The organism is Pseudomonas aphyarum, from assembly GCF_028657055.1.
Lineage (GTDB): Bacteria > Pseudomonadota > Gammaproteobacteria > Pseudomonadales > Pseudomonadaceae > Aquipseudomonas > Aquipseudomonas aphyarum.
The window spans coordinates 110,358-127,912 of sequence record NZ_JAMDGS010000004.1 but is presented as its reverse complement, the minus strand read 5'-3'; the positions used below and the strand labels follow the sequence as shown (position 1 = coordinate 127,912).

At 62.6% G+C, this 17,555-nt stretch carries 16 protein-coding genes; 9 read left to right on the top strand and 7 right to left on the bottom strand.

The window, feature by feature from the left end:
• The first annotated feature begins 9 nt into the window (after positions 1 to 9).
• From M5G18_RS06420 to M5G18_RS06410, 3 genes are all read left to right on the top strand, one after another.
• Positions 10 to 909, top strand: a complete 900-nt coding sequence (locus tag M5G18_RS06420; RefSeq protein ID WP_273898965.1) for a LysR family transcriptional regulator — start codon at positions 10 to 12, stop codon at positions 907 to 909.
• Positions 910 to 1,002: 93 nt separating this feature from the next.
• Positions 1,003 to 1,860, top strand: a complete 858-nt coding sequence (locus tag M5G18_RS06415; protein ID WP_273898966.1) for a DUF2242 domain-containing protein — start codon at positions 1,003 to 1,005, stop codon at positions 1,858 to 1,860.
• 127 nt (positions 1,861 to 1,987) lie between these two features.
• Positions 1,988 to 2,176, top strand: a complete 189-nt coding sequence (locus tag M5G18_RS06410; RefSeq protein ID WP_273898967.1) for a hypothetical protein — start codon at positions 1,988 to 1,990, stop codon at positions 2,174 to 2,176.
• 4 nt (positions 2,177 to 2,180) lie between these two features.
• Here M5G18_RS06410 and M5G18_RS06405 read toward each other — a convergent pair whose 3' ends face one another.
• Entirely contained in the window at positions 2,181 to 3,221 is a 1,041-nt protein-coding gene (locus tag M5G18_RS06405) for an AraC family transcriptional regulator (RefSeq protein ID WP_273898968.1), read from the bottom strand.
• Between the two features lie 3 nt (positions 3,222 to 3,224).
• The gene (locus M5G18_RS06400; RefSeq protein ID WP_273898969.1) at positions 3,225 to 4,355 is read right to left on the bottom strand and encodes a carbon-nitrogen hydrolase family protein; all 1,131 of its coding nucleotides are present in this window, start codon (positions 4,353 to 4,355) and stop codon (positions 3,225 to 3,227) included.
• 204 nt (positions 4,356 to 4,559) lie between these two features.
• On the opposite strand from M5G18_RS06400, the gene M5G18_RS06395 reads away from it, so the two are divergent.
• Positions 4,560 to 6,599, top strand: coding sequence for an NADPH-dependent 2,4-dienoyl-CoA reductase (locus M5G18_RS06395; protein WP_273898970.1), 2,040 nt, complete (start codon positions 4,560 to 4,562; stop codon positions 6,597 to 6,599).
• Positions 6,600 to 6,640: 41 nt separating this feature from the next.
• Complete coding sequence (locus tag M5G18_RS06390) at positions 6,641 to 7,549, top strand: 1-aminocyclopropane-1-carboxylate deaminase/D-cysteine desulfhydrase (RefSeq protein ID WP_273898971.1); 909 nt, start codon at positions 6,641 to 6,643, stop codon at positions 7,547 to 7,549.
• Here the strand turns inward: M5G18_RS06390 and M5G18_RS06385 are convergent.
• From M5G18_RS06385 to M5G18_RS06375, 3 genes are all read right to left on the bottom strand, one after another.
• Positions 7,546 to 8,100, bottom strand: a complete 555-nt coding sequence (locus M5G18_RS06385; protein WP_179694386.1) for a cytochrome b — start codon at positions 8,098 to 8,100, stop codon at positions 7,546 to 7,548. The genes M5G18_RS06390 and M5G18_RS06385 overlap by 4 nt on opposite strands.
• Positions 8,101 to 8,296: 196 nt before the next feature.
• A complete protein-coding gene (gene phnX, locus M5G18_RS06380; RefSeq protein ID WP_273898974.1) occupies positions 8,297 to 9,124 on the bottom strand; it encodes a phosphonoacetaldehyde hydrolase in 828 nt (275 codons plus the stop codon).
• Positions 9,125 to 9,181: 57 nt separating this feature from the next.
• Complete coding sequence (locus M5G18_RS06375; protein WP_273898976.1) at positions 9,182 to 10,291, bottom strand: 2-aminoethylphosphonate--pyruvate transaminase; 1,110 nt, start codon at positions 10,289 to 10,291, stop codon at positions 9,182 to 9,184.
• 113 nt (positions 10,292 to 10,404) lie between these two features.
• Here M5G18_RS06375 and M5G18_RS06370 point away from each other — a divergent pair, with 113 nt between their 5' ends.
• Positions 10,405 to 11,265 carry a LysR substrate-binding domain-containing protein gene (locus M5G18_RS06370; protein WP_265813903.1) on the top strand — a complete coding sequence of 287 codons (861 nt, stop codon included), beginning with the start codon at positions 10,405 to 10,407 and terminating at the stop codon, positions 11,263 to 11,265.
• On the opposite strand, the gene M5G18_RS06365 is transcribed toward M5G18_RS06370, so the two are convergent.
• Positions 11,235 to 12,134 carry a LysR family transcriptional regulator gene (locus M5G18_RS06365; RefSeq protein WP_007951543.1) on the bottom strand — a complete coding sequence of 300 codons (900 nt, stop codon included), beginning with the start codon at positions 12,132 to 12,134 and terminating at the stop codon, positions 11,235 to 11,237. The two genes, M5G18_RS06370 and M5G18_RS06365, sit on opposite strands and share 31 nt — an antisense overlap.
• A 271-nt stretch (positions 12,135 to 12,405) precedes the next feature.
• Between M5G18_RS06365 and M5G18_RS06360 the strand changes: the two genes are divergently transcribed.
• Positions 12,406 to 13,731, top strand: a complete 1,326-nt coding sequence (locus M5G18_RS06360) for an MFS transporter (RefSeq protein ID WP_273898980.1) — start codon at positions 12,406 to 12,408, stop codon at positions 13,729 to 13,731.
• A 67-nt stretch (positions 13,732 to 13,798) separates the two neighbouring features.
• Complete coding sequence (locus M5G18_RS06355) at positions 13,799 to 15,196, top strand: FAD-dependent oxidoreductase (RefSeq protein ID WP_273899077.1); 1,398 nt, start codon at positions 13,799 to 13,801, stop codon at positions 15,194 to 15,196.
• Between the two features lie 3 nt (positions 15,197 to 15,199).
• Here the strand turns inward: M5G18_RS06355 and M5G18_RS06350 are convergent, their stop codons facing one another.
• Positions 15,200 to 16,606: a type VI secretion system Vgr family protein gene (locus M5G18_RS06350; RefSeq protein WP_273898981.1), complete on the bottom strand. Its 1,407-nt coding sequence runs from the start codon at positions 16,604 to 16,606 to the stop codon at positions 15,200 to 15,202.
• Between the two features lie 220 nt (positions 16,607 to 16,826).
• Between M5G18_RS06350 and M5G18_RS06345 the strand changes: the two genes are divergently transcribed.
• A complete protein-coding gene (locus tag M5G18_RS06345) occupies positions 16,827 to 17,531 on the top strand; it encodes a YebC/PmpR family DNA-binding transcriptional regulator (protein WP_007951538.1) in 705 nt (234 codons plus the stop codon).
• Positions 17,532 to 17,555 lie beyond the last annotated feature (24 nt).

Below are 17,555 nucleotides of genomic sequence, written 5' to 3'. Positions count from 1 at the left end.
GAGGGATGAATGGACAGCCTGGGCAGTATTTCGGTGTTCGTGCAGGTGGCGGAAACCCGCAGTTTTACCGAGGCCGGCCGCTTGCAGGGTGTGTCTTCGTCGGCGGTCGGCAAAAGCATCGCCCGCCTGGAGGCACGGCTCAATGTGCGGTTGTTTCACCGCACCACTCGCAGCATCACGCTGACCAGCGAGGGCGCGCTGTTTCTTGAACGTTGCCGCAAGATCCTCGCGGAGGTCGAAGCGGCGGAATTTGAACTGTGCGATGCCGCAGCGGCGCCTCACGGCAAGTTGCGGGTCAGCCTGCCGCAAGTGCATGACCTGGTGATGCCGGTCATGAACGAGTTCATGGCGCTGTACCCGCAGATCGAACTGGATCTGGACCTGACCGATCGCATGGTGGATGTGGTTGAAGAAGGTTTCGACGCGGTGATCCGGACGGGTAAACCGCGAGACTCGCGACTGATGGCACGACCGTTGGGCGAGTTTCACATGGTGTTGGTGGCCAGTCCCGCCTACTTGCGCGAGCGCGGCGTTCCGCTGACCCCGTCCTATCTGGCGGAGCACGCCTGCCTGCGCCATACGTTTCACGCCACCGGCAAACTGGAGTCCTGGCCGCTCAAACGCGAGGAGGGCGCGCCCGAGCCGACCTTGCCGACACGCCTGGTGAGTACGTCGATCGAAGCCGTGCGGCATGCAGCGCTGGCGGGCATGGGCATCGCCTGTCTGCCGGACTTCATGATCCATGAAGCGCAGCAACAGGGTCGCCTGCAGCGCTTGCTCGATGAGCATCTGGAGCACGTCGGGCAGTTCTGGGTCTTGTGGCCATCAAGCCGGCACGCAACCGCCAAATTGCGCGTGTTCATCGATCATTTATCGGCGCGACTTTTTCCTGTCGCCCATGACCGGTAGAGTTGTAACTGTTTTAAGACACTAATCCATACGCCGCGGGGCAGCGATCTGTTGCACAATACGCCCCGGACCGTTTTCCCCTCAGGATGTTTAATGTTGAATTCTATTCCCGTGCGTTTCATCGGGTTGGCGTTGTTGCTGACCGCCGCTGCCGGCTGCTCCAAGGACAAGCCCATCTACGAGCATGAGAATTTCGACGACTCCGGCACCTTTTCGCGCAATTATCCGGTGACCGACACCGCCAGTTGCGAAGCGGCCCGCCGAGCGTTGCTCAGCCAGGGCTACATCATCACCAGCAATGACCCGAAACTGGTCAGCGGGCACAAGAGCTTCCAGCAGACCGGCGAAACCCACCTGGAAATCAGCTTCAACGTGGTGTGCGCCGATGATGGCAGCGCCGGCCATCACGCCACCGTATTCGCCAACGCCCTGCAGGATCGCTACGCGCTGAAGAAGACCAACAACTCGGCCAGCCTCGGGGTTGGCGTGTTGGGCTCGGTGTCGATGCCGATTGGCTCGTCTGACGATTCGATGGTCAAGGTCGCCAGCGAAACCGTGTCGTCGCAGAAGTTCTACGAGCGTTTCTTCACGCTGGTCGAGCTGTTCCTGCCGGCCGATGCGAAGAAAGCCGCGCACATCACCGAAAAACCGAAGACCGATCTGGGTGTGCCGGAAGCCAAGGCGACGCCGGCTCCGCTGGCTCCCACCCCTGCAGCTGAACCGACCCCGGCCCCAGCGCCGGCCGCCGAGCCCGCTGCGGTACCAGCGCCTGCAGAAGCGACCCCGGCCAGTTCCGAGCCGGTAGCACCGCCGGCCGAAGCCGCGCCGATCACCCCGGCACCGGTTGCCGAGCCTGCGCCCGCGACGGAAACCATCACGCCGCCGGCCAACCCGACGGACATCCCGCCGCCCTCCGAGCCGATCCCGGCCATGCCTGCCTCCGGGCAGTAAACTTCACGCCACGCCGCCGACTCCTGTCGGACGCGTGGCGTTTTGTTGTCTCCCTTGAGCTTCTTCCTGCAAGCCCCGTCGAAAAATTTCCCGCGATAAATTCCTGACCGCCTGCTACGTTTATTTCATGAAGGACGCGTTTCATTTTTCCTTCACACGGGCACTTTATGCTCAAGGCACTGGTCATTTGTTCCAGGCCATTTCAAGCAAGCGTCAGGGGGATTACGCAATGGATGACTATCAAGAAGAACTGCTCGAATTCCAGGCCTTTGAGCTGGATTCACCAGAGCCTGCGGAAGACGCCACCGAGCTGTGAGGCGTCAGCCTGTCTTGCGGTGACTGCGGCGAAATTCGCCCGGTGTCTGGCCGTTCCAACGCTTGAAGGCGCGCTGGAAAGCTTCGGCCGAGGCAAAGCCCAGCAGGTAGGCAATTTCACCGAATGCCAGTTCGGTGTCGCGGATGTAGGTCATCGCCAGATCACGGCGAGTGTCATTGAGGATTGCGCGAAACTGCGTGCCTTCCTCGGCCAGCTTTCGCCGTAACGTCCAGGTCGGCAGCTTCAGGCGTGCCGCCACTTCTTCCAGGTCCGGTTCCCGGCCACCATTGAGCAACGGCCCGAGCAATTGTGTGATGCGTTCACGCAGGCTGCGAGTGCGGGTCAATTGCTCCAGTTCCCGTTCACACAAACCGAGCAAATGTTTCCAGGTGCTGGGGCAATGCTCCGGGTTGCGTTGGGCCAGGCTGGTGAGGCTCAGACGCAGTTGATTGTGTTCGGCGCCGAACTGGATCGGGCATTCACCGAGCACCGCATAAGCGTCGCGATAATCCGGGATGTCGAACTCGATCTCGATCCGTTCGGCGCGCAAGGGTTCGGGGCTGACGCTGGACAACTGATGCAGCCAGCCGGCGATGATCGAATCCACCACAAAGCGGTTGTAGGCGTTGTACGGGCTGATCGAGTAGAAGCGCAGCCACGCACCGCTGGCGTCTTCGTGGAAACTCGACTGGCCGCGATAATTGGAGCCGTACAAGGGTTCGAAGCGAGTCAGGCAGCGAGCCGCTTCGCGCACGGTCGGCGCCTGCGCGGCGGTCACACCGGCCAGCCCGGCCTGACTCAGGCGACTGAGCCGGCCCATGCGCAACCCCAGTGCCGGATCGCCGGTCAGCTGGATCGCACCATGCCCCAGGCGCATGTAGCGCGGGATCGACAGGCGCGCCCCGGCTTCGGCCAGTCGTGCGGCATCCAGGCCGTACTGTTCGAGCAATGGCAGCGGATCGACGTCATGGCTGCGCATGGCATCGGCCAGGCTGTGGACGAAGCCCACCGACAGATCCCCGAGACGCATCGGCTGCGGTTTCATGGGTTACAACCAGAGGTTCAGCAGGCGCGCGCCACGGGCTTCGCTGTCGGCGAATTGCTGGCCGTTGCTGCTGAGGAAACTTTGCCCGGAACTCGGTTTGTCCCAGAACTGCCCGCGCAGGAACACACTCATGCCGGCCAGCGCCTTGCTGGCCGACGGTTGCGCGGTCAGGGTCAGTTGGTGCCAGGCCTGGCCTTCACTGACGGCTCCCGGTTTCAGGCTGACCGAGTCCGGCACGCTCAAGCCCTTGTAACCCTTCCACGGTTGATCCCAAACGCCATGACCGACGACAAACGCAGGCACCGCGATCAGTTGTGCGCCTTGTTCGTCGAGTTTGCGGTAGTTGTCCGGATACCAACTGTCGCTGCCGATCAACACGCCGAGGCGTCCGGCCGGAGTGTCGACCGTATTGATCCGGGAAGCTTCGCGGGTGCCGGATGCTTCGTCCTGATCGAAGATCGGGCGCATCTGCCGCTGCGGCTGGCCGAGCGGGGCGCCATCGCGGCCAAACACTACGGTGCTGTTGTACAGCGCGCCACTGCCGACCTTGAGCCGGCCATCGGTGATGTTCGGTTCAGGCAGCACGATCGAGCCGGCCACGAGGGTGATGTGGAATTCCTTGGCCAGGCCGCCAAACAGCGTCTGATAGTCCTTGGCCATGTCCCGGGACTTCATGCGCAGGTGTGCGTCATCCAGACGGCTGCTGCCCTTGGCGGTGAGCCAGGCGCGAGCAAATTGCACCGGGTTGCTCGCCGCCAGCCAGTTCATCGCTTCGGCGAGGGTGGCGGCCTGGTACAGCTCGTCTTTCTCGCCGCTGATCATCAGCCAGGTGCCGACATGTTCCGGCAGGATGACCACGGTTTTATCATTCAACAGCCCCTGATCCTGCGCCTGCTGCAAATAGGCGGCGAGCTTGCGGTGCAGGCGTTCGGGGCTTTGGTAGTCGGTGGGGAACAGCTCGGGCTGGATGCCCAGCAGGTTGCCGCGATCGGCGGGCGTGCCCTGATCGACCGCGAGTTTGATCCGCAGGTCCGACAGGTAATGACCGGCCGGGCGGTCAGCCGCCCACATGGCGTAGAAGGTGAGCGCGGCGATGAGCGCCATGGAAAAGGTCAGGTACAGAAGTTTGCGCATGAAATCCAACAACAGCCGGGTACAGGGTGTGCGGACAGGGTAGGGCGCCAGCCCCGGCTTGCCAAGGGGCGCTGCGCATTTGGATCAATAACTTGTCAGTTACGGTCATTGAGTGACAGCGATGCGACTCCTAATCTGTCGAACATGACTGACGGGGGACGCAGAGCTCCCGCATTTTCCGTGATCGCTGCTGTGGAGTTAACGATGACCGCCACTCAATACCCGCACCTGTTGGCCCCGCTGGACCTGGGATTCACCACGCTGCGCAACCGCACCCTGATGGGCTCGATGCACACCGGCCTTGAAGAGAAGCCGGGTGGTTTCGAACGCATGGCGGCGTACTTCGCCGAGCGTGCCCGTGGCGGCGTCGGCCTGATGGTCACCGGCGGTATCGGTCCGAACGACGAGGGCGGCGTGTATTCCGGCGCGGCCAAGCTGACCACCGAGGAAGAAGCGCTCAAGCACCGCATCGTGACGCGCGCCGTGCATGATGCGGGCGGCAAGATCTGCATGCAGATCCTCCACGCCGGCCGTTATGCCTACAGCCCGAAACAGGTCGCGCCGAGCGCCATTCAGGCGCCGATCAACCCGTTCAAGCCCAAAGAGCTGGACGAGGAAGGTATCGAGAAGCAGATCAGCGATTTCGTCACCTGCTCGGTACTGGCCCAGACTGCCGAGTACGACGGCGTTGAAATCATGGGTTCGGAAGGTTATTTCATTAACCAGTTCCTCGCGGCTCACACCAACCATCGCACCGACCGTTGGGGCGGCAGCTACGAAAACCGCATGCGCCTGCCGGTGGAAATCGTTCGCCGCGTACGTGAAGCGGTCGGCCCGAACTTCATCATCATCTTCCGCTTGTCGATGCTCGATCTGGTGGAAGGCGGCAGCACCTGGGAAGAAATCGTCACCCTGGCCAAAGCCATCGAGCAGGCCGGCGCGACCATCATCAACACCGGCATCGGCTGGCACGAAGCGCGGATCCCGACCATCGCCACCAAAGTGCCGCGTGCGGCGTTCAGCAAGGTCACGGCCAAGCTGCGTGGTTCGGTAAATATTCCGCTGATCACCACCAACCGCATCAACACCCCGGAAGTCGCCGAGCAGATCCTGGCCGAAGGCGATGCCGACATGGTCTCGATGGCGCGCCCGTTCCTCGCCGACCCGGACTTCGTCAACAAGGCCGCCGAAGGCCGCGCCGACGAAATCAACACCTGCATCGGTTGCAACCAGGCCTGCCTTGATCACACCTTCGGCGGCAAGCTCACCAGTTGCCTGGTCAACCCGCGTGCCTGCCACGAAACCGAACTCAACTACCTGCCGGTCAAGCAGATCAAGAAAATCGCCGTGGTCGGTGCCGGTCCTGCCGGTCTGTCCGCTGCCACCGTGGCCGCCGAGCGCGGGCATCAGGTGACGCTGTTCGATTCGGCCAGTGAAATCGGTGGCCAGTTCAACGTCGCCAAACGTGTGCCGGGCAAGGAAGAGTTCTACGAAACCCTGCGCTACTTCAAACGCAAGTTGCAGACCACCAACGTCGAGGTGTGCCTGAACACCCGCGTCGACGTGGCAAAACTGGTCGAGGGCGGTTACGACGAAGTCATTCTGGCGACCGGCATTGCGCCGCGTCTTCCGGCGATTCCGGGTGTCGAGAACGCCAAAGTGCTGAGCTACCTGGATGTGCTGCTCGAGCGCAAACCGGTCGGCAAACGTGTGGCGGTGATCGGCGCCGGCGGTATCGGTTTCGACGTCTCGGAATTCCTCGTCCATGAAGGCGTGGCCACCAGTCAGGATCGCGCCGCGTTCTGGAAAGAGTGGGGCATCGACACGAATCTGGAAGCCCGTGGTGGCGTGGCCGGGATCAAGGCTGCGCCGCACGCACCAGCCCGTGACGTGTTCCTGCTGCAACGCAAGAAATCCAAGGTCGGCGACGGTCTGGGCAAGACCACCGGCTGGATTCACCGCACCGGTCTGAAGAACAAGCAGGTGCAGATGCTCAACAGCGTCGAATACCTGAAGATCGACGACGAAGGCCTGCACATCCGCATCGGCGAAACCGGCGAGCCGCAAGTGCTGCCGGTGGACAATATCGTCATCTGCGCCGGCCAGGATCCGCTGCGCGAGCTGCACGACGGTCTGGTCGAAGCCGGGCAGAACGTGCACCTGATCGGCGGCGCCGATGTGGCGGCGGAGCTGGATGCCAAACGTGCGATCAATCAGGGTTCGCGTCTGGCCGCCGAGCTCTGATCCACCCTAGAATGCCGGCTCTTTGCACAGAGCCGGCCTTCATGTTTCTGCCTCCCACCGACTGGCTGGCCCCAGCCCCCCTCGAACCGCTTGATCTGGACTGGCTCACTGCCGCCGGAATTGAAGTGGCGGTCCTGCGTCTCGACCGGATCGATCCGCTGATCAGCGGCAACAAGTGGTTCAAACTCGTCGAACATCTCAAGGCCGCCGACCGTGCGGGCGCCGAAGGCATCATCAGCCTGGGCGGTGCGCACTCCAATCATCTGCATGCGCTGGCGGCTGCGGGCAAACGCCTGGGATTCGCAACGGTCGGGCTGTTGCGCGGGCATCCGCAGGACACGCCGACGGTCAGGGATCTGCAGAATTTCGGCATGCAGCTGCACTGGCTCGGGTTTGGCGGTTATCGGGCGCGGCACGAGCCGGGGTTCTGGCAGCCGTGGCTGGCGCAATATCCGACGCTGCATCCGGTGCCCGAAGGGGGCGGTGGTTGGCCGGGGGCGCAGGGTTGCGCGGCGCTGAAGGATCAGGTCAGTGAACAACTCGGCAAGCTTGGCTGGGACGACTACCACGGTTGGTGGCTGGCCTGCGGCACGGGAACCACGCTCGCGGGATTGGTGTTGGCCGAGGCTGGACAACATGCGGTGTACGGCGCAATGGCCGTGCCCGACGATCACGGCGTCGCGGCCAATGTCGAGGCAATTGTCGGTGAGGCCGAGCGCTACGAGCTGATCGACGCCAGCCGTGGCGGTTTCGCCAAGGTCGATCCGGCGTTGCTTGAATTCATCGCGCAAACCGAACAGGCCAGCGGCATTCCCCTCGAACCGCTGTACACCGGCAAAGCCTTGCTGGCGCTCAAACAACAGATCGAGGCGGGCCGCTTTGCCCGGGGTTTGCGCTTGATCTTCGTCCACACCGGCGGCTTGCAGGGCCGGCGCGGCTTCGACGGTTAACCCTGGCCGCGCTTGGGCATCATCCGCAGCAGCGTGTTATCGCGCACCACGTAATGGTGATAGATGCCCGCCAGCGCATGCAGGCCGATCAGCCAGTAGCCGATGGTGCTGATCAGCACATGCCAGTGCTCGACGTCTTTGGCGAACACCTTGTCTTCACTCACCAGCAACGGCAGGTCGAAACCGTAGAACATCACCTGATGACCTTCGGCGCTGGTAATCAGCCAACCGAGGATCGGCATGCTGATCATGAACAGGTACAAGGCCCAGTGCATCAAGCGTGCGAGGGTGGTTTGCCACTGTGGCGAGGCCGGGAAGATTTTCGGCGCCGGGCCCAGGCTGCGGGCGAACAGGCGAAACCAGACCAGCACGAACACGGTCAGCCCGAGCATGTAATGCACTTCGCGGATCAGCGTGCGACCGCCACTGCCCTTGGGAAACAGACCGCGCAATTCCATGCTGGCGTACACCAGCACCAACAGCACCAGCATCAGCCAGTGCAACAGGATCGACACGGTGCTGTAACGGGATTCGGAATTTGTCCACGGCATACGGCGTTCCTCACGGTTCAGGGCTCAAGCGTGCCGTTCTGCGACGGCATGCCTTAACTGTAATCCCCTTTGGCGCGTTTGCCCGAGGCTAAAAAAGCTTTCACTGAGCTGAGTCAGCGATTTAGCTGAAAACACCCATTAAAAAACGCCAGTGTCGGGCAGACACTGGCGTTTTTGTTTGCCGCGATGGACGCAATCAGCTGCTTTGCGGCATCTCGCCGTTGGCCAGGCGCTTGTTGATGTCGGCGATCACTTCCGGCAGATCGCTGATGGTGTCGATCATGTAGTGCGGGCGCGAACCTTCGAACAGCGCGTGAATGCGCTTGCGCTCGCTGGCCAGCGCGTCGCTGCCCAGTGCAAGAAAGCCTTCGTAATCCAGGCCCAACGCGTTGCCGGAACAGATCAGCGCCACGGTCCACATCCCGGCGCGACGACCTTCGAGAATCCCCGGTACGGTGTCGTCGATCTTCACGCAGGCGGCAACATCGTCGATGCCCAGGGCAATCACGTTGGCCAGAGCCTGGGCAGGCCATGGGCGGCCATTCGGCACTTCGTCGGTGGCCACGACGTGGTCGGCGATGTAGCCGTTGGTGGCGGCCAGTGCCACGACCTTGTCCATCACTTGCTTCGGATAACCCGAGCAGGAACCGATCTTGATGCCTTGCTGACGCAGGTTGGCGATGGTCTCCAGCGCGCCGGGAATCAGCGCCGAATGCTCGGCGATTTTTTCGATCTGCAGCGGCATGAAACGGTTGTAGATCGCGGTCACGTCATCGTCGGTCGGGGTGCGGCCGAACGCCTTGCGATAACGCTCGGCAACCTGCGGCTGATCGCACAGGGTGCGGATGTGATCCCACTTGCCCATGCCCATCGGGCCACGGGCTTCTTCGATGGAAACCTGGACGTCGAACTCGGCGAAGGCTTCGACGAAGATCTGGGTCGGCGCGAAAGAACCGAAGTCGACGACGGTGCCGGCCCAGTCGAGGATGGCGGCTTGCAGCTGGGTTGGGTTGTTGTAGTTCATGTTGGTCAGAATCCTGTGTGGGCAATGCAATTCAAATAAGGGAACGGGCCGGGTGAATCAGATGTCGAGCACTTCCATCTCGCGCAGCACTTCACCCACCGCCGCGACGGCTTCGCGCATCTGCGCCGGGGTGACGTGGCCGATGCAGCCGACGCGGAAGGTTTCGACCTGGGTCAGCTTGCCGGGGTAGAGGATGTAACCCTTGGCCTTGACCCGTTCGTAGAAGTCCTTGAACTGGTAGCGCGGATCTTTCGGTGCGTGGAAGGTCGCGATGATCGGCGCCTGAATCGCAGCAGGCAGGAAACTGCGCAAGCCGAGTTTGCCCATCTCTTCCATCAGCGCCTGGCAGTTGGCGGCGTAGCGCGCATGCCGTGCCGGCAGGCCACCTTCTTCGTTGTATTGCAGCAGCGCTTCGTGCAGCGCCGCGACTACGTGGGTCGGCGGGGTGAAGCGCCACTGGCCGGTCTTTTTCATGTAGCTGTGCTGGTCGAACAGGTCCATCGCCAGCGAATGGGAGTTGCCGGCGGCTGCGGCCAGGGATTCCTTGCGGGCAAACACGAAGCCCATGCCCGGCACGCCTTCCAGGCATTTGCCGGAGGCGGCGATCAGCGCGTCGAACGGGACTTTTTGCGCATCCACTGGCAAGGCGCCGAAGGAACTCATGGCATCGATGATCAGGCGTTTGCCGTGTTGCTCGACGATCTGGGCAATTTCCGGCAGCGGGTTGAGGATGCCGGTGCTGGTTTCGCAGTGGATCAGCGCGACGTGGGTAATGTCACTGTCGGCGCGCAGCAGGCGGTCGACGTCGGCGGCGGTGGTCGGTTCGTCTTCAGCGGTTTCAAAGGTGCTGAACGAGCGGCCGAGCACTTCGCAGATTTTCGCCAGACGCTTGCCGTAGGCGCCGTTGATCAGCACCAGCACCTTGCCTTCGCGAGGGACGAGGGTGCCGATCGCGGCTTCGACGGCGAAGGTGCCGCTGCCCTGCAAAGGTATGCAGTGATGGCTGTCGGCGCCGTTGAGGATCGCCAGCAGTTGCTCGCACAGGCTGGCTGTCAATTGGTTGAAGCGGTCATCCCATGAACCCCAGTCGACCATCATCGCCTGGCGGGTGCGGGCCGAGGTGGTCAACGGGCCGGGAGTGAGCAGGATGGGTGCGGCAGTACTCATTCGTGTGTCCTCGCGATAGCGCTGTGGGATGAAGCTACGGGGCATACGTTGCAATTCGGCGGATCATCAATCAAATTGTTTGTTGTTATGCCAGCCATCAGTGAGGGTTATTCATGAATCTGTTCCAGCTCCGCGCCTTCGACGCCGTGGCCCGGGAAGGCAGCTTCACCCGTGCCGCCGCACGCTTGTTCATCAGCCAGCCGGCGGTCACCGGGCACATCAAGGCGCTGGAGGAGCATTACCAGATCACGCTGTTGCGACGGACGGCGCGCCGGGTCGAGCTGACGGAAGAGGGCATCAAACTGGCGGCGATCACCCGGGCGATGTTCGGTATGGCGGAAGAGGCCCAGGCGCTGCTCGAAGCCAATCGGCAGCTGCTCACCGGGCGACTTGAGGTGGCGGCGGACGGTCCGCACATGGTCATGCCGATGCTCGCCAGCCTGCGGGCACGCTATCCGGGGATCACGGTGAATCTGCGGTTGGGCAATGCTCAGGAAACGTTGGCGGCGTTGTTGTCCGAGCATGCTGACGTGGCGGTGCTGACCGAGGTGGAGCCGCGCAAAGGGCTGCATCTTCAAGCGTTGAGTGAATCGCGGATCTGCGCGCTGGTGCCGGCGGGGCATCCTTGGGCGACACGTTCTGGCGAGGTCAGGCTCAAGGAGCTGGATCAGGTGATCATGGTGTTGCGCGAGCCGAGTTCGATTACCCGGCGCACGTTTGATCAGGCCTGTGCGCAGGCTTCGGTCAGCCCACGGGTTTTGCTGGAACTGGACAGTCGCGAGGCGGTGACGGAGGCGGTGGCGGCTGAACTGGGGGTAGGGGTGGTGTCGTCGGTGGAGGTCAGTCATGACCCCCGTGTCGTCGCGATTCCCATTGCGGGAGAAGGGCTGGTGAACCGGCACATGATCGGCTGCGTGGAGCGGCGGCGGGAGTTGCGGTTGATTCAGGCGTTTTTCGGATTGGCGCCGGTCTGAACAAGACTCTCGCGCACCATCTCGAGAAACGTCGCCACCACCCGCCGCGAGCTCTGCTCGCGCAGGCACACCAGCGTTTCGGTCAAGCGCCGGGTGCAATCGGTGATCGGCAGCGCGCAAACCCGTGAGTCCGCACCAAACTCCGCCGCCGACACCACCCCCACGCCAATCCCCACCACCACTGCCTCCCGCGCCGCTTCCCGGCCTTCGACCTGAATCGCCGGGCGGATGCGGAAACCGGCGCGGGCCATTTCCTCTTCAAGAGTCTGGCGGGTCACCGAGCCGTGTTCACGCAGCACCAGCGGCGTGTCGTCCAGATCTTCCAGGCAGATCGATTCACGCTCGGCCCACGGATGATGACGCGAGACAAACGCCACCATCGGGTCGTTGCGCAGCGGTACGCACAACAAACGTTCATCACTGACATCACGCCCGAGCAACGCCAGATCAGCCTGATAGTTGAACAGTCGAAACAGCGATTCATCGGTGTTACCGGTTTCGATCTTCACGCTGATCCCCGGATAGCGCTCACAAAACCGGGCGATCTGCGGCAGCACATGCACCGGCGCGTCCACCGCGAGAATCAGGCTGCCGGTCTGCAAGGCCTGGGATTCCTGCAACAACTCCTGGGCTTCGGCTTCGACTACAAACAGACGCTGGGTGATTGCCAGCAAGCGCTCGCCGAGATCCGTCAGGCGCACCGAGCGCTTGTTGCGATGAAACAGCAACACACCGAAGCGTTCTTCCAGCTTGCGCACCTGGTCGGAAATCGCCGGTTGCGTCAGATAAAGCCGCTCGGCGGCCTTGGTGAAGCTTCCGTGCACGGCCACGGCGTGAAAGGCTTTGAGCTGGGCGTGGGAAACCGACATGTTCTGACTCCAGTAACAAGCTGAGCTTATGTGTGAAATACGATAAATCGATTTTATTTATTAAACAGTAATTGCTTTGATCGGCTCACGCCAACGCTGACTGCCCGGTCGGGCAGCGACGCTGGCCATGAGCCTGTGCGTGCAACACCAGGACTCATCTGACCGGTATCGCCGAAGGGACGGGGTGATATCGCAGTGCTCAACAATAAAAAACACAGGCGTTTACTCATCGATTCTGCCGGCACACTCACACCCTGAGGTCAGAACCACAATGAACAAGCACATCGGCACCATTGCGCGTTGGCGCATGCAGATCTTCGCTGTCACCTGGCTCGCTTACGCCGCATTCTATTTCACCCGCAAAGCCTTTTCGGTGGCCAAACTGGGCATCGCCGAAGACCCCAGTTTCACCCTCGACAAAATGGCCATGGCCAACCTCGACGCAATTTACCTGGCGGCTTACGCCATCGGCCAGTTCACCTGGGGCATGCTCGCCGACCGCTTCGGCCCACGGGTTGTGGTACTTGGCGGTTTGCTGATTTCCGCTGCGGCAGCGCTGGTGATGGGCAGTTTCGCGACCTTGCCGATCTTCGCCACCTGCATGCTGATTCAGGGGCTGGCGCAGTCCACCGGCTGGTCGGGGCTTTGCAAGAACCTCGGCAGTTTCTTCCCCTCCGAACAGCGCGGGCGAGTGCTCGGGTTGTGGAGTTCCTGTTATGCATTCGGCGGTCTGGTGGCGTCGCCGTTCGCCGGCTGGTGGGCCTACACGCTGATCGGCTCGTGGCACGCGGCGTTCATTTCCAGCGCGGCGGTGGTCGCGGTGGTGGCGGTGTTGTTCTTTATCTTTCAGCGCGACAAGCCGGAAGACGTTGGCCTGCCCGCCGTGGAGCCGGAGCCGGTCATCAGCGCCGAAGAGGCCGAAGCCAACAGCAAACTCAGCGTCTGGGAGCCACTCAAGGAAATCCTGCGCAACCGTACGGTGTTAGTGTTGGGTCTCGCGTATTTCCTGCTGAAACCGGCGCGTTACGCGATTCTGCTGTGGGGCCCGGTGATCGTGTTCGAACAGATGCCCTCGGTCGGCAAGGTCGGCGCGGCGATCATTCCCACCGCGTTTGAACTGGCCGGGCTGCTGGGCCCGATCATGATTGGTATGGCCTCGGACAAACTGTTCGGCGCCCGACGCATGCCGGCCTGCGTGTTGAGTCTGCTGGCGCTGACCGTGACCCTCGCGCTGTTCATGGGCGCCTTGCACACCGGCAGCGTGATGCTGGTAGTCGCATTGTTGTTCGTGATGGGCCTGACCCTGTACGGCCCGGACTCGATGATCAGCGGCGCGGCCGCGATCGATTTCGGCAAGGCCAAGGCTGGCGCCACGGCGGCGGGATTCGTCAACGGCTGCGGCTCGGTGGGTGCGGTGCTCGGTGGGTTGCTGCCGGGTTACTTCGATTCGGTGACCGTGTTCATCGTGTTCGCCGGTTGCGCGCTGTTCTCGGCCCTGGTGCTGATTCCGCACTGGAATAGCCGCCCGGTCGGCGTCATGGAACCGCGCGCCTACGTGCCCAATCGCGCCCTGACCATCAAACCCCTGCGTAACTGAATAAACCCTGCCTCGCGGCCTGCTGCGGCACTCGCGGCAGGCTGTGCCGTGGCCGACTGACTGGAGAATTTTCATGAGACCGTTTTGGCTGGAGCAGGCTTTGCAGCTCGACACGTCCGAACCTTGCCCGCCGCTGCAAGGCGATGTGCGCACCGACGTGTGCATCGTCGGCGGCGGTTACACCGGGTTGTGGACGGCGATCATGCTCAAGCAGCAGAACTCCGAACTCGATGTGCTGCTGATCGAGGCTGACATCTGCGGCGCCGGCGCCAGTGGGCGCAACGGCGGCTGTGCGCTGTCGTGGTCGGCGAAGTATTTCACCCTGGAGCGGCTGTTCGGCGTCGAGGAAGCGGTGCGACTGGTCAAGGAATCGGAGCGCAGCATCCACGCCATCGGCGAGTTCTGCGAGCAATACGGCGTGGATGCCGATTACCGGCTCGATGGCACGCTTTACACCGCCACCAACCGTGCGCAATGCGGCTCCACCGACGCGGTGATTGCGGCGCTCGAGCGCAACGGCATCAACTCGTTTACTCAGCGGCCGGTCGCCGATGTACAGCGCATGGCCGGTTCGGAAAAACACCTGGAGGGCTGGTTCTCGCCGGCCGCCGCCAGCGTGCAGCCAGGCAAACTGGTGCGTGGCTTGCGCCGCGTGGCATTGCAGCTGGGCGTGCGGATTCATGAAGGCACGGCGATGACCGGGCTGGAAGAGGGCCGTCCGGCGCGCCTTCACACGGCGAACGGCTGTGTGACCGCCGACCGCGTGGTGCTGGCGATGAACGCGTGGATGGCCCGCGCGTTCCCGCAGTTCGAGCGCAGCGTGGCAATCGTCTCCAGCGACATGCTGATCACCGAACCGCGTCCGGATCTGTTGCAGGAAATCGGCTTGACCAGCGGCGTCACCGTGCTCGATTCGCGGATTTTCGTGCACTACTACCACAACACTCCGGACGGCCGGATCATGCTCGGCAAGGGCGGCAACACCTTCGCTTACGGCGGGCGGATGCTGCCGGTGTTCGACCAGCCATCGCCCTATACCGGATTGCTCAAGCGCAGCCTCGATGACTTCTTCCCGGCGTTCGCCGATGTGAAAGTCGATGCAACCTGGAACGGCCCCTCGGATCGCTCGGTCACCGGCCTGCCGTTCTTCGGCCAGATGAGCGCCAGCGGCAACGTGTTCTACGGTTTCGGTTATTCCGGCAGCGGCGTCGGGCCGTGCCACATGGGCGGGCAGATTCTCGCCTCTCTGGTGCAGGGCCTCGACAACCCGTGGACGCGTTCGCCACTGGTCAACGGGCCGCTGGGTTACTTTCCGCCGGAGCCGATCCGCTACCTCGGCTCGCTGATGGTGCGCAACGCCATTCGCCGCAAGGAGCGCGCCGAGGATCACGGTCGGCGGCCCCGGCACCTTGACGTGCGTCTGGCGAAATTCGCGGCAGCGGCGGGCAAGGCCGACAAAGGTTGATCGTCAGCGCGGTGGGGCGGAGCGGTTGAGCAGCCAGTCGAGCAGGAGGTCGTCGTCGGGCTCGGTTTCTGTGGGCTGCGACGTTCGCGGGTGGCAGGCGTCGAGGCAGAGGATCGGCCGGTCGGGATCGCTGTCGAGAAAACTCACCCAGACCTCGCTACCCGCGCAGGGCAGATTTTCCCGAGGCAGGCCACCGCCGACGTGGGGCATGACCACCGGCAACCACAGTCCTTCGCTTGCGTTTGCACTAATTTGGTCTGGCCATAACCGCACGGCGATCCGCCCCTGATCGTCCACCTGTGCCGGTTGCCCCGGCACGCCGAGTACTTGTGCCGGCTGATACCCCGGAATGCCCGGACGCGGTTGTTTCGGCGGCGGGCGAAACGGGGTCGACCAGGGCAGCGCCGTGAAGTCGTTGTGATAGCGGCGAACCGTGGGGACCGGATCGAGTATCGAAGGTTGCTGGCCCTGATGACGCAAGTCGGTGAGCAGCCACTGCTCGTTGAAGGCGCTCACCGGGTGCTCCATGACTTGCAACAGGCGCCCGCTGAGCAGTCGCGGGCAATCGCTGCGGCCGTGGATCGAGCGTGACCGGCAGCGTTGGCGTTCCAGCAGGCGACGACTGCGTTGGGCCGAGTGACGTTGTGCAGTCGGCAGAAATCCCGGTGGGGCGACGGCACCGCCCAGCGTGTGATTGGCGGCCTCCTGGCCCGTAATCGATTGCCCTCGCTCACGCACGCCGGCAGGAATCTGAGGCAGCACCGCCTCATGGCGCTGGAACAGGCTGCTGAGGCCGGTTGCCGGCGCATCGATCTGCGTGTTGAAAGCAATCGCCGTCGGTTGCTGCGGCAGGCTCAGGCTGTCATCTGCGAACACCAGCACATGGCTGTCCGGCTGATGCTCGAAGTGATAGTGGATGCCTTCCTCTTCACAAAGCCGTTGCAAAAAGGCCAGGTCGGTTTCCTCGTACTGAATGCAGAATGGACGCGTAGGGTAATGGCCGACGGTCATCTCGATTCGGTAGCTATGAGCAGCGAGGTGATGTTCGCCGAGCAGTTGCTCAAGGATGGCCGGCACGTTCAGTTGCGTGAAGACCCGGCGTACGGGATGTTGCTCCAGCGCGTGCAGATGCGGCATCAGCACCAGTTGATAGGCGATCCGGTGCGTTGCGCGGTGTTCGCAACTGGCGCTTTGAATGATGCCGTGAATCCCGTGGTCGTCATCCAGGTGCAGAAATGCCGCCTGATGCAGCAGTGTGCCGGGTGACCAGGCGGGCGCCAGGCCCATGACTTCGATTTCGAACCGAAAGGGCTGATTCAGCGCTTCATGACCGCTGAAGCGCAGGACCGGCAGGCTTATCCCGCCCTCGGCCAGGGTCAACGAAAACGGACTTTCCTTGTCATTGAGCATTCGGGCGGGCTCTGTTCAGGCAATACGGGCCACAGAGGGTACGAAAACGCGACGTTGAATGGACGTGGCAAACCGGTTTTTCAGAATCGCCCTACAAGGCGCGTAGAAGATGTCGATGCGCATCGGAATTTTTGGTCGATTGCCGACTTTAGGCCGTATAAACTTGGCGCCATGCGTCGGCCAATAGATGTCTCGGCGCCACAGATCAAGAGAGTGAGTAATGGGCGCACAGTGGAAGGTTAAACACAAAGAAGCGGCAGCCAACGCCAAGGGCAAGATCTTCGGCAAACTGGTGAAGGAAATCACCATTGCTGCGCGTAACGGTGCCGATACCGCCACCAACGCACACCTGCGTCTGGTGGTCGAACAGGCCAAGAAAGCCTCGATGCCCAAGGAAACCCTGGACCGCGCCATCAAGAAGGGTGCTGGCCTGCTGGGCGAAACCGTTCAGTACCATCGCGTGACCTACGAAGGCTTCGCGCCGCATCAGGTGCCGCTGATCGTCGAGTGTGTCACCGACAACATCAACCGCACCGTGGCGGAAATCCGCGTGGCGTTCCGCAAGGGCCAACTGGGTGCATCCGGTTCCGTTGCCTGGGACTTCAACCATGTCGGCATGATCGAAGCGTCGCCGGACACCCCGGACGCCGATCCGGAAATGGCCGCGATCGAAGCCGGTGCCCAGGATTTCGAGCCGGGCGAAGAGGGCGCGACCCTGTTCCTGACCGACCCGACTGACCTGGACTCGGTGCAGAAAGCCCTGCCGGAACAAGGCTTCACCGTGCTGTCGGCCAAACTGGGCTACCAGCCGAAGAACCCGGTCAGCGGCCTGAGCGACGAGCAGATGGCTGAAGTCGAGGCGTTCCTCGAAGGCCTGGACAACCATGACGACGTGCAGGACATGTTCGTCGGTCTGGCCGGCTGATACACCAGAAAATCGCAGCCCTCG

Bases quoted from the DNA above. Each gene is read 5' to 3' on its own strand.
- M5G18_RS06420 (WP_273898965.1), top strand. From the start codon at position 10: ATGGACAGCCTGGGCAGTATTTCGGTGTTCGTGCAGGTGGCGGAAACC.
- M5G18_RS06415 (WP_273898966.1), top strand. From the start codon at position 1,003: ATGTTGAATTCTATTCCCGTGCGTTTCATCGGGTTGGCGTTGTTGCTG.
- M5G18_RS06410 (WP_273898967.1), top strand. From the start codon at position 1,988: ATGAAGGACGCGTTTCATTTTTCCTTCACACGGGCACTTTATGCTCAA.
- M5G18_RS06405 (WP_273898968.1), bottom strand. From the start codon at position 3,221: ATGAAACCGCAGCCGATGCGTCTCGGGGATCTGTCGGTGGGCTTCGTC.
- M5G18_RS06400 (WP_273898969.1), bottom strand. From the start codon at position 4,355: ATGCGCAAACTTCTGTACCTGACCTTTTCCATGGCGCTCATCGCCGCG.
- M5G18_RS06395 (WP_273898970.1), top strand. From the start codon at position 4,560: ATGACCGCCACTCAATACCCGCACCTGTTGGCCCCGCTGGACCTGGGA.
- M5G18_RS06390 (WP_273898971.1), top strand. From the start codon at position 6,641: ATGTTTCTGCCTCCCACCGACTGGCTGGCCCCAGCCCCCCTCGAACCG.
- M5G18_RS06385 (WP_179694386.1), bottom strand. From the start codon at position 8,100: ATGCCGTGGACAAATTCCGAATCCCGTTACAGCACCGTGTCGATCCTG.
- phnX (WP_273898974.1), bottom strand. From the start codon at position 9,124: ATGAACTACAACAACCCAACCCAGCTGCAAGCCGCCATCCTCGACTGG.
- M5G18_RS06375 (WP_273898976.1), bottom strand. From the start codon at position 10,291: ATGAGTACTGCCGCACCCATCCTGCTCACTCCCGGCCCGTTGACCACC.
- M5G18_RS06370 (WP_265813903.1), top strand. From the start codon at position 10,405: ATGAATCTGTTCCAGCTCCGCGCCTTCGACGCCGTGGCCCGGGAAGGC.
- M5G18_RS06365 (WP_007951543.1), bottom strand. From the start codon at position 12,134: ATGTCGGTTTCCCACGCCCAGCTCAAAGCCTTTCACGCCGTGGCCGTG.
- M5G18_RS06360 (WP_273898980.1), top strand. From the start codon at position 12,406: ATGAACAAGCACATCGGCACCATTGCGCGTTGGCGCATGCAGATCTTC.
- M5G18_RS06350 (WP_273898981.1), bottom strand. From the start codon at position 16,606: ATGCTCAATGACAAGGAAAGTCCGTTTTCGTTGACCCTGGCCGAGGGC.
- M5G18_RS06345 (WP_007951538.1), top strand. From the start codon at position 16,827: ATGGGCGCACAGTGGAAGGTTAAACACAAAGAAGCGGCAGCCAACGCC.